Origin of the sequence: Marinobacter alkalisoli, assembly GCF_045449855.1 — a bacterium.
Taxonomy (GTDB): Bacteria; Pseudomonadota; Gammaproteobacteria; order Pseudomonadales; family Oleiphilaceae; genus Marinobacter.
Genome location: NZ_JBJJLC010000031.1, coordinates 247,287 through 258,797, shown reverse-complemented (window position 1 = coordinate 258,797; position 11,511 = coordinate 247,287). Strand labels below are relative to the sequence as shown.

Here is an 11,511-nt window from a genome sequence, read left to right as displayed (position 1 = left end):
ACCTTTATTCCGGCAAAAAATCCCCCTGCCACCCCGCGCCGAGATACCAAGGCGGGTTCACGAAGTGAGTGATTTGTTGATTAATAGTAGGTTGGATTAGCCGAAGCCTTTAGCGATATCGGCTTTGCCTGTCGGTAGGGGGTGGGGGTGTCTTTTGAGACCCCCACCCCCTACCTGCCCGCCAATACCTCAGGCTACAAACAACATATCCCCCAAAGTCAGGCCATACGAGCCCGGACCAAAGAAACCTGCTCATGGCAAACGTCAGCCACCGTATGGAGCTTCAACAGCTGGGACTGAAGCATGGCAATTGGCCGTGTGCCCTCCAGGGTGAGGGCGATGTCGAGATGATCCCCGGTGGTTTCAACGGCCATTCGGGCAATCCGGAACCCGCGAATGCGGACCACCTGGCACAGGCGCTCCAGGGCGGCGGTTTCCCGGGTCATGCGGCAGTTGAGAGTGTAACTGGGTATTGAGGTATCCGCTTGCGGGGTCATGCTACGTTCTCCTTGTTTGCAGTGCTGGTGCGCTGGGTTTCGTCGATCATCTCGCGGTTACTGGCGCCGGGTTTTACGATGGGCCATACATTCTCTTCCCGGCTGATGGCCACGTGCAGCAACATTGGGCCGTTGTAGGCCAGGATGGTTTCGATGCCCCGCCGAATCTGGTCGGTGCGTTCAATATGCAATGCCGGGATGTCGAACGCCCGGGCCATGGCCACGAAGTCGGGGTTGTCGTCCAGATTGATCTGGCTTTCCCGGTTGTTGTAGAACAGCTCCTGCTGCTGGCGGACCATGCCCAGGCACTGGTTGTCCATTACGATCAGTTTGACCGGCAGGTTGTAGCGACGGATGGTGGCCAGCTCCTGGGCGTTCATCATGAACGAGCCATCGCCCGTTACGTTGATAACGGTGCTGTTGCGGTCAGCAAACTGGGCGCCGATGGCAGCCGGCAGCCCGAAGCCCATGGTGCCGAGGCCTCCGCTGGTCAGATGATGGCGAGGATGGTCGAACTCGTAGTGCTGGGCCACCCACATCTGGTGTTGGCCGACATCGCAGGCAATGACGGTGTCGTCCGGCGCGACGCGGGAGAGCTGGCGGATAAACGCCGGGCCGGTGATGGGCGCCAGGGCTTCTTCATTGTCGGCGGCGTGGAAGCCGGCTGTGGTGTGCCAGGTACGGCACTGTTTTCGCCAGTCTCCGATGGCCAGTGGTTTGTCCTGCAAGGCGGTGGTCAATGCCGTGAGAATGTCGTTCAGGTCCCCGCGAATGGCCAAATCGGCCGGGCGCAGTTTGTTGATCTCAGCAGCGTCGGCGTCAATGTGAATCATCTTTGCATTGGGAGCAAAGCCGTCCAGTTGGCCGGTGGCGCGGTCATCCAGACGGGCGCCGATGACGAACAACAGATCACATTCGTCCACCGCTTTGTTGGCGGCTCGGGAGCCGTGCATTCCCAGCATGCCGAGGTTGTAGGGATTGTGCTTGCCGGCGTTGCCAATCCCCTTGAGGGTGACCACCGCCGGCATGGCTGACGACTCGGCAAAGGCGCGGAAGTTGTCCTCGGCATGGGCCAGACTGATGCCGCCGCCACTGTAGAGCAGGGGCTTGCGGGCGGTGCGCAGCATGGCCAGTGCTTCGGTCAAATCCGGGCTGCTGGTGGGCTGTAGCTCCGACAGGGAGCAGGAGGTATCGGCAACGTCAGTGAGTAACAGGTCCTTGGGAATATCAATCCATACCGGTCCTGGCCGGCCGCTCTGGGCCAGTTCAATGGCTTCTTCCATGATGGCGGGCAGGGTGTCAGCGTCGTCAATCAGATAGCTGTGTTTGACGATACCCAGGGTCATGCCCAATACGTCGGTTTCCTGGAAGGCATCTGTGCCGATCAGGCCGGAGGGCACCTGCCCGGTGATTACCAGCATGGGGATGGAATCCCGGTGGGCGTTAGCCACGCCGGTAATCAGGTTGGTGGCGCCGGGGCCGGAGGTGGCGATGCATACGCCCAGCTTGCCACTGGCCCGGGCATAGCCGTCGGCGGCCAGGGCGCAGCCCTGCTCATGGCGGCACAGCACATGCTCCACCCCGACATCATCCACCAGCGCGTCGTATAGCGGCATGATGCAGCCGCCCGGATAACCGAAAACCGTGCTGATGGTGTGGCGGTGGAACGCTTCAAGAATGTGCTGTGCGCCGTTCATGGTCGTTTTCCCTTTTTCTTACGCAAAAAAAAGCCCCCGGGACCTTTCGGTGCCGGGGGCTCTTGGTGTCTTGTCAGGTTTGTCGCTATCTCACCCGCTTGTCCACGCAAAAGCCCCCGGACGGTACCACGACCACCAGGACTAGCTTCACAAGGACGATTACAGCGTTGAAGTTCATGAGATAAGTGCGCTTGCTCAAACTTTGTTTACGATAGTGAAAAGTTAACCCGGCAATGGAGGCCAGCGCAACCCCTGATTCCACATTTTTGTGCTACCGTTTGATTCCTCAATGCATGCGCAACAAACGAGAAGAACATGAGCAAGAGCAGGTGGGGCTCCCTTGGGTTGTCATTACTGGTGATCATCGCACTTGTGCTGTGGATGGCCAGTGGCGAGGTGAAAGTGGCGCAACAGGAAGCGCCGGACATGGAAGAGTCCGCCGGCGGAGAGCTCCCCAGTGTGGAAGTGGAAACCCTGCAGGCGCGCCTCTATGAACCGGGCCTGATGTTGCAGGGGCAGTTGGAGCCGTGGCGGACGGTGGCGATCAGCGCCGGCGTCAGCGGCACGGTCGAAGAACTGTTGGTGGATCAGGGCCAGCGTGTGGAACAAGGCCAGACTCTGCTGCGCCTGTCCGACGATGGTCGCCAGTCCGGCGTGGACCGGTGGCAGGCCCGCATCCGGAAGCTGGAGGCAGACCTGGCTGCCGCACGCCGCCTGGGGTCCAGTAACCTGGCCAGTCAGTCGGAAATCCTCGGGCTGGAAAGCGATCTGTCCGGCGCCCGCGCGGAACTGGCGCAGGCCCGGGAGGCCGTCAGCGATCTCGCGCCCAGAGCGCCCTTTGAAGGGATCGTAAACCGCCGGCATGTGGATCTGGGCAGTCTGGTTCAGCCGGGTACGGACATGCTCGAACTGGTCCAGGTCGAACGCCTGAAAGCGACCGGGCAAATCCCCCAGCAGTCCGTTGCCGACGTCGCGGAAGGCCAGAGCGTTTCCATTCGTTTGCTCAATGGCGGTTCCCTGGAAGGGGAGGTGAGCTTCGTTGCGAGCGCCGCAAACCCGGAAACCCGCAGCTTCGCTGTGGAGGTGGCGGTGGAAAACCCGGATCTCCGGCGGGTTGCCGGTGGCAGCGCCACGCTACGGATTGCGTTACCGGAAACCCGGGCGACTTTCCTGTCGCCGGCTTACCTTTCCCTTGGGGACGATGGTCGTCCGGGTGTGCGCTATGTGGATGACAATAACCAGGTGGTGTTCCGCAACGTGACTTTGCTGAATGTGACCACCGACGGCGCCTGGGTCAGCGGGCTGCCGGATGAAATCCGCCTGATCACCCGTGGTGGTGGCTTCGTGTCCATCGGGCAGGAAGTGCAGCCGGTTGACCGCTCGCGTAACCGGGGCTGAACAGCATGCGCACACTGATTCTTGCGGCCATGGACCGCAGCCGCACCAGTCTTCTGACCCTGACCTTCCTCATTCTTGGGGGCATTGCGGCTTTCTATAGTATTCCCAAAGAAGCCAACCCGGATGTCACCATTCCGATGATCTATGTCTCCATGACACTGGAGGGGATCAGCCCGGAAGACGGTGAGCGCTTGCTGGTGCGGCCGATGGAGCAGGAACTGCGCTCACTGGAAGGCGTCAAGGAAATGAAGGGGACTTCCTCGGAAGGGCACGCCTCGGTGATGCTGGAATTTGACGCCGGCTTCGATCCCGACAAGGCTCTCCAGGATGTGCGGGAGAAAGTCGATACCGCCCGCGCCAAGATTCCCCAGGAAGCGGATGAGCCCCGGGTGAATGAAATCAACGTGTCCCTGTTCCCGGTGCTGTCGGTCGGCCTTTCCGGCCCATTGTCGGAGCGGGAGCTGATCACCATTGCGCGGCGGCTTCAGGATGCCATTGAGGGTATTCCGGAAGTGCTGGAAGTCGACATCGGCGGCGACCGGGAAGACCTGCTGGAGGTGGTGGTGGACCCCCAGGTGCTGGAAAGCTACGGGGTTGATTTCGACCAGTTGGCCACCCTGATTTCCCGCAACAACCAGCTGGTCGCGGCCGGCAGCCTGGATACTGGCGCCGGGCGGATGGCGATGAAAGTACCTGGGGTGATCGAGAATATTGAAGATGTGATGTCCATGCCGATCAAGGTGGACGGCGACACGGTGGTCACCTTTGGCGACGTGGCCATGTTGCAGCGTACCTTCAAGGACCCGACCGGATTTGCCCGTATCAATGGTGAGCCCGCGCTGGTGCTGGAAGTCTCCAAACGGGCAGGCGCCAACATCATCGAAACCATCGCCCAGGTTCGGGGGCTGATCGAGGCGGCGGACTCCGAATTGCCGGAGGAGCTGGATGTTCGCTACATCATGGATCAGTCCATGGAAGTCCGCGACATCCTCAGCGACCTGTTGAATAACGTACTGACCGCCATTGTACTGGTCATCATTGTGATCATCGCCGCTATGGGGCCGCGCTCGGCGGTGCTGGTGGGCCTGACCATCCCCGGTGCGTTCCTGACCGGCATCCTGGTGATCTGGGGCATGGGGCTGACCCTCAATATCGTTGTTCTGTTCAGCTTGATCCTGGTGGCCGGCATGCTGGTGGATGGCGCCATCGTGGTATCGGAACTGGCGGATCGAAACCTGTCGGAAGGGTTGGGCGTCCGGTCCGCCTGGGCACAGGCGGCAAGCCGCATGTCCTGGCCGATCATCGCCTCCACCGCAACCACCCTGGCGGTATTTGCGCCGTTGCTGTTCTGGCCGGGCGTGGTGGGTGAGTTCATGAAGTTCCTGCCCACCACGGTGATTATCTGCCTGGCGGCCTCGCTGCTGATGGCGCTGGTGTTCCTGCCGGTACTGGGGGCTGTCAGTGGCGGCAAGCGGGCCCGGCAGTCCATGGGCGGCGGCGTCATGATGGCCGGCTACCGCAAGGTGCTGGCCACTTTACTGGGCCGTCCCGGCCTGACACTGCTGGGCGTGCTGGGGCTGATTATTGTGATTTACGCCGGTTATGCGAAGTTCAATCACGGCGTGGAGTTTTTCCCCAGTGTGGAGCCTGATTCTGCCCAGGTGCAGGTCCGGGCCAGGGGAGACCTGTCAATATGGGAGCGGGACAGTATCGTCCGCGAGGTGGAGGAACGGCTGCAGGGCATGCCGGAGGTCAAGGCGCTTTATGCCCGTTCGATGGTGAGTGCGGGCAATCAGATGGCTCCGGACGTGGTCGGCGTGTTGCAGTTCCAGTTTACCGACTGGTTCACCCGGCGGCCCGCAAACGAGATTCTGGAGGATTTTCGGGCGCGTACCGAGGACATCCCCGGAATTGAGCTGGAGTTTCGCAAGCAGGAGGGCGGTCCGGCGGATGGCAAGCCGGTGGAGCTGAAAGTGAGCAGCATGGACAGTGAGAAGCTCAACCGCTACGTGAACCAGATTCAGGACCGCATGTCCGCCATGAGCGGTTTTGTGGATATTGAAGACGACCGAAGCCTGCCGGGCATTGAATGGCAGTTGCAGGTGGATCGTGAATCGGCGGCCCGCTTTGGCACCGATGTTCTGAGTGTCGGCAGTGCCGTGCGACTGATCACCAACGGCCTGGTCCTGGCAACGTACCGGCCGGAGGACGTGCGGGACGAAGTGGACATCGCGGTGCGGGTGCCGAACAACTGGCGCGAACTGGACCAGTTCCAGCGCCAGACCATCAACACCAGCCGTGGCCAGGCGCCGTTGTCGGAGTTTGTGTCCCTGGAGCCGGGGCAGAAGACCGGCAGCATTGTCCGGGTGGATGGTCAGCGCACGGTGACCATCAAATCGGATATTGAACCCGGTCGCCGAGTGGATGAATTGCTGCGCAGCCTGCAGGCGGACATGCCGGAACCCCCGGAGGGTGTGACGGTTACGGTGGGCGGAGAAAACGAGGACCAGCAACAGGCGGCCAACTTCCTGATCACCGCCTTCCTGGTGGCCATCGCGCTGATGCTGCTGATCCTGGTGACCCAGTTCAACTCCCTGTATCAGACCTTCCTGATCCTGTCTGCGATCGTGCTTTCCACGGCGGGGGTCCTGCTGGGGCTGCTGCTCAATGGTCAGTCATTCGGCATTGTGATGGTGGGGATGGGGATTATTGCCCTGGCCGGGATTGTGGTGAACAACAACATCATCCTGATCGACACCTACAATCAGATGCGAAAGAGCGGCCTTGAGGCCTTCGAAGCCGCACTGGAAACCGGTTGCCTGCGTTTGCGGCCGGTATTACTGACGGCGATCACCACGGTACTGGGTCTGATGCCCATGGTGCTGGGCATCAACGTGGATTTGCTGACCCCGTCCCTCGGTATCGGGTCGCCATCCACCCAGTGGTGGACCCAGCTTTCCAGCGCCATTGCCGGCGGCCTGACCTTTGCGACCATCCTGACCTTGCTATTGACCCCGGCGCTGCTGGTTCTTGGCGACCGGGTAGGGCGCAGAGTCAGGGGGATCATCAGACGATGACGTTTGAGCACAACCCCCTGACCGAACTGTATCGGGATGCCCAACTGCTGGTGGTGCACAAACCGGCGGGCCTGCTGGTGCACCGGAGCCCCATCGACCGGCATGAAACTGAGTTCGCCCTGCAGTATGCGCGGGCGTTGAACGGCGGTGAGCATGTGTATCCGATGCATCGGCTGGATCGGCCGACTTCCGGGGTGTTGGTGTTTGCTCGTGATCCGGAGGCGGCGAGGCAACTGGGCCTGCAAATGATGGCGGGTGAGGTGACCAAGACCTATCTGGCCGTGGTGCGTGGCTGGCCCCCGGAGCAAGGTGTGATTGATCACCCCCTGAAAGAGGAACCTGAAGACCGGCGTCTGAAGGGCCAGGACCAACCGGTTCGAGACGCGTTGACCTACTATCGGCGGCTGGCCACCACCGAAATTCCTGTGGCCGTGGAAACCTACCCCACCAGCCGTTATGCCGTGGTGGAACTGGAGCCGAAAACCGGCCGGAAGCACCAGCTACGGCGGCACATGAAACACATCAGTCATCCCATCATTGGTGATGCCAACCATGGGCGCGGTCGCCACAACCGATATTTCGCCAAGCGCTTTGGTGAAGGGCGGTTGTTACTGGCTGCAACCGGCATTGCCTTTGCACACCCGGCCACGGGCACAATGATGAGCATCCGTTGCCCGCTGGAGCAGAGCTTTATCCGGGCGCTTGAGCTGTTCCCCGGGTTTTGTGATCAGCACGACGGCGCATTCAGCGGCCTGGAAGGAAATTCAGCGTAACTCAGCCGAAAAATAACGTTCCATCAGTTCATGGAACGGCAGGGGCTTGCTGTATAAATAGCCCTGGAGAAAGTCGCATCCCTTTTCAATCAGCCATTGTTCGTGGGCCTCGGTCTCCACGCCTTCGGCCACCACAGACAGCCCCAGCCCGCGGGCCAGGCCAATAATGGAAAGGGTAATCGCACAGTCGTTTTCGTCATCGGGAAGATGATTGATAAATGACCGATCGATTTTGATATGAGAGAACGGCAGGCTCTTCAGTCGCGCCAGCGAGGAATAACCGGTACCAAAGTCATCAATGGCGAGCTTTGCTCCGGCTTTGACGAGGGTTTCCAGCACGCCGGCCAGGGTGTTGAAATCCCCCTGGATGGAGTCCTCGGTGACTTCAAACTGCAGTGCACTGACCGGCATCCGTTGCTTGGCGCATATCTCTGTTATGCGGTCAGGCAGGCCGATGGTCAGTACCTGTTCGGCAGACAGGTTGACCGAGATGATGGGGAGTTGAATCCCCGATGAATCCGCTTTGGACCAGTCTTCACAAACCCTGCGCAGTACGCATTCGCCCAGGGCGTACATCAGGTCGCTGCCGCGGGCAATGTCCAGGAACTCTATGGGAGACAGCCACCCCCGCTGCGGGTGATTCCAGCGTACCAGGGCTTCCATGCACACCATCTTTTCTCCCGATTGGTCCACAATGGGCTGGTAGAACACATCCAGGGCGTCACTGCTGATGGCTGCCCGCAACTCTCGCTCAAGGGCGAATCTCGACTGGGCGCTGACCTGGATGGCGGAATCAAAAACGGTGGCCCGTGCCCGGCCGAGGTTTTTGGCGTGGTACATGGCTGCTTCCGCGCCGCGCAGCAGTTCCTGTGGTTCCAGGCAATCTTCCGGGAGATGGCAGATGCCCAGGCTGGCGCTGATGTTCAGGGATTGACCTGCCACCCGGATGGGTTGTCCTATGGCCAGAAGGATACGGTCTGTCGTGTCGTTCAGGACGTCTGCCTGGGTGTGGTGACGGATCAGTATTGCAAACTCATCGCCGCCGATTCGGGCCAGCAGGTCCTTGCCCTCAAGACGCAGTGCCTTGAGACGCTGACCAATCTCCGCAATAACGCTGTCGCCGGCCTGCGGTCCCAGACCGTCGTTTATGGCTTTCAGGCGGTCCACGTCGACCCAGATCAGCGCCAGGCTGCCCGTTTTGCGCCGGTGGATTTTTTCCGCCAGGTGAATCACGCGATCCTTCAGGGAATCAATATTGGCGAGCCCCGTGAGCGTGTCGAACCGGGAGATGAAATCCAGCGCTCTTTTTGAATTAATCCACGCATCATGGGTGTTGATAAGACTGATAGTGTCGGCAATGGAAACGGCAAACGAGAGCTCCGGCAGTGTCCACTCCCTCGGATGACAGGCTTCCAGGCACACCACGCCGCTGAGGCGGGAACCATCGAATATCGGAGCATCGAGCATGGAGTGAATCCCGACCGACGGCAGGTAATCCGAATTGAAGCTGGAGGTTCGGGGATCGTTGCGAGCGTCATTGACTGCCAGAATTCTTTCTTCGACGATCGCCTGAAAATAGCCGGGATGGTCTGAGCGATAGAGGTTGACGGGGCTCAGGTCCTCCTCAACGGAGGCAATGCTTTGCTGGCGGGCTTCAGGCACATTGCGTTCGTCATACAGGCATTCGCAGGTAATCCGGTCCCGCTCCGGAGGGAAGAACCACACGCTCACTCTTTCCACCTCCAGCAGGCGTCCACAAAGGGACGCTAATGCTGAAAGCTTGTGGTGTCTTTGTTGCCTGATAAAGCCGGAATTGTGACTCAGCTCCATCAGGGCCTTGTGATAACTCACAAAGGTTGAGTGTTCATGCATAGTAGAGAGAATATTCCTCCTCCAGCGAATACGCCAACTCTAGCAGAGTTTGTTCACCGCCGTGGCGACCCATCAAGTGAGCTGCGACCGGTAGGTTATTGTCGGTTTGCCCCATGGGAACAGCGATCGCCGGGGCTCCGGTGGCGTTTGCCAAAGGCGTGAAGCTGACATAGCGGGTGAGGCGCTCGAACAGGGTGTCAAACTCCTGCTCCGGATTCAGGTAACCTATTTCCGGCGTGGTGTGGCCGAGGGCCGGGGTCAGAATGGCGTCAAAGCCGGCGACTGCCCTTGCGTAGTCATGGTAACTGCGGCGAAGCCGCCACAGGGTGGCCGGGAGTTTGTGGAGCTGTCGGCGGAACATTCTGTCGAGCCCCTTGGTCAGGCTGTCCACCCGCGACTTGTCGAATTCCGGGTGCATCAGTTTCCTGCCGCTGGCCCTGACGCCACACGCCAGCATGCCCCAGTAGCGGGCGAAATCGTCCGGGAACGAGGACGCGATGGGCACATCCATCGGTACAACGCGGTGCCCCATGCTCTCCAGCAGGCGCGCGGTGTGCTCTACCGTCTCGCGGGTTGCCCTGTCAGTGGCATGACCGTTGATGGAGTCCAGCACCAGGCCGATGGTCATGGAACGCTGCGACGGCCCCTCGACCATGCCTATGGGGGGCAGCTTGCGGTTGCGATAGTGCTTTTCCGCCTCAGCGTAGAAGCGGGCGGTATCACGTACGCTGCGGGTCACTACGCCGTCGCTGACGATATTGATGGGCAGGGATTTGGCTGCTTCATTATCCACCAGGCGGCCGCGGCTGGGTTTCAGGCCGATCAAACCACAGCAGGCAGCGGGTATCCGAATGGAGCCACCACCGTCGTTGGCGTGGGCTATGGGCACCACGCCCGCGGCCACTAGCGCAGCGGAGCCGCCGGACGAGGCCCCGGTGGAATAGGCGAGGTTCCAGGGATTTCGTGACGGTGGTGCGCTGGCGTGTTCGGTGGAAGCGTTGAAACCGAACTCCGGCAGTGTGCTCTTGCCGAGGCACACATAACCTTGGGCCAGCATCTGCTCTGCAAACGGGCTGGTTTTGGTCGCCGCCCGGGATGGCACGGCTTCCGAACCATGGCGGGTTGGCATGCCCGCAATATCGGTGTTGTCCTTGATAAAGGTGGGAACCCCGTAGAAAAAGCCGCCGGTTGCCGTGCGATTCTGGGCCTGGTCAAAGGCCTCATACGCGATGCCCTGAATAAACGGTTCAACCTGGCGTGCACGGGCGATGGCCGCAGCGGTGACGTCGGCCACAGACAGCTCGCCCCGGCGAATCAGGTCAGCCAGCGCGGTAGCATCGTGATGGCCCAGGGCATCGTCCTGAAAGGCATGGATGCTGTCTGGCTGTTCCCGCATGGTCATTTTCTGGCGTCCTTGATGACATCGTAGGCATGGCTGATTTCCCGTGTCCGCTCTTCGGCCATTTCCCGCATGCTTTCCGGTAGCCCGCGTCCTGCCAGTTTGTCCGGATGGTTTTCACTCATCAGCTTGCGGTAGGCTTTCTTGATTTCCTCATCGCTGGCGGAGGGGGATACCCCAAGGGCCTTGTAGGCGTCGTCGACCTGTTGTGCCGATGAGGGGCGTGCACCGCCAGCCTGGCCGGCGTGGGCGCCGCGAAGCATGGCTTCCAACTGGTCCACCTGGCTTTCCGGCAGTCCCAGCCCGCGGGCGATTCGCACCAGCATTTCATGTTCGGCGGGATGCACCACGCCATCGGCCGCGACTGCGGATACCTGCACCTGGAGAAACATCTGCAGCAATGCCGGCTGCCCGCCACTGATCCGCAGGAAGTGACTCAACTCGGCCTCCAGGTCGAAGTCCGGTTCCTTGCCCCGGTTGAACGCGGCCTTGGCGGAGGCTTTCTGTTCTTCCGACAGCCGGAAGCGCACGAACAGGGATTCCGCCATCTGGATTTCATCCTGGCTGACAACGCCGTCGGCTTTACACAGGGCGCCCATGACGGCAAAAACCGAGTCCACGAAGCCCAATTGTATGTTCTGGAGCTTGCCCAGCAGGCGGCTTTTCAGACGCTGCATGAGAAACGCGCCGAGGGCCGCGCCGATAAGAAAGCCGGGGAATTTGCCGAACGCGTACCCGATCAGACCACCAATTATGATTGCAAACAGCATGGATATCCCTTCAGAAACGATAGATCAG

General features: G+C 60.5%; 8 protein-coding genes. 3 read left to right on the top strand and 5 right to left on the bottom strand.

Features of this window, described 5'->3' with window-relative positions; all coding sequences use genetic code 11:
• Nucleotides 1-218: 218 nt before the first annotated feature.
• Complete coding sequence (locus tag ACJO5Y_RS13985) at nt 219-497, bottom strand: ACT domain-containing protein (RefSeq protein ID WP_406988011.1); 279 nt, start codon at nt 495-497, stop codon at nt 219-221.
• Nucleotides 494-2,194: an acetolactate synthase 2 catalytic subunit gene (gene ilvG / locus ACJO5Y_RS13980; RefSeq protein WP_406988010.1), complete on the bottom strand. Its 1,701-nt coding sequence runs from the start codon at nt 2,192-2,194 to the stop codon at nt 494-496. The genes ACJO5Y_RS13985 and ilvG overlap by 4 nt, the downstream gene beginning before the upstream one ends.
• A gap of 315 nt (nt 2,195-2,509) precedes the next feature.
• On the opposite strand from ilvG, the gene ACJO5Y_RS13975 reads away from it, so the two are divergent.
• The 3 genes from ACJO5Y_RS13975 to ACJO5Y_RS13965 are packed head-to-tail and all read left to right on the top strand — an operon-like array spanning nt 2,510 to nt 7,442.
• On the top strand, nt 2,510-3,592 hold the full coding sequence (locus ACJO5Y_RS13975; RefSeq protein WP_406988008.1) for an efflux RND transporter periplasmic adaptor subunit: 1,083 nt from the start codon (nt 2,510-2,512) through the stop codon (nt 3,590-3,592).
• A 5-nt stretch (nt 3,593-3,597) separates the two neighbouring features.
• Complete coding sequence (locus ACJO5Y_RS13970; RefSeq protein WP_406988007.1) at nt 3,598-6,669, top strand: efflux RND transporter permease subunit; 3,072 nt, start codon at nt 3,598-3,600, stop codon at nt 6,667-6,669.
• Entirely contained in the window at nt 6,666-7,442 is a 777-nt protein-coding gene (locus ACJO5Y_RS13965) for a pseudouridine synthase (protein ID WP_406988006.1), read from the top strand. Before ACJO5Y_RS13970 ends, ACJO5Y_RS13965 begins: the two co-directional genes overlap by 4 nt.
• On the opposite strand, the gene ACJO5Y_RS13960 is transcribed toward ACJO5Y_RS13965, so the two are convergent.
• The 3 genes from ACJO5Y_RS13960 to djlA are packed head-to-tail and all read right to left on the bottom strand — an operon-like array spanning nt 7,434 to nt 11,483.
• Nucleotides 7,434-9,314, bottom strand: a complete 1,881-nt coding sequence (locus tag ACJO5Y_RS13960) for a sensor domain-containing phosphodiesterase (protein ID WP_406988004.1) — start codon at nt 9,312-9,314, stop codon at nt 7,434-7,436. The genes ACJO5Y_RS13965 and ACJO5Y_RS13960 overlap by 9 nt on opposite strands.
• Nucleotides 9,307-10,716: an amidase gene (locus tag ACJO5Y_RS13955; RefSeq protein WP_406988002.1), complete on the bottom strand. Its 1,410-nt coding sequence runs from the start codon at nt 10,714-10,716 to the stop codon at nt 9,307-9,309. The genes ACJO5Y_RS13960 and ACJO5Y_RS13955 overlap by 8 nt, the downstream gene beginning before the upstream one ends.
• Nucleotides 10,713-11,483, bottom strand: a complete 771-nt coding sequence (djlA, locus tag ACJO5Y_RS13950) for a co-chaperone DjlA (protein ID WP_406988001.1) — start codon at nt 11,481-11,483, stop codon at nt 10,713-10,715. The genes ACJO5Y_RS13955 and djlA overlap by 4 nt, the downstream gene beginning before the upstream one ends.
• Nucleotides 11,484-11,511: the final 28 nt, after the last annotated feature.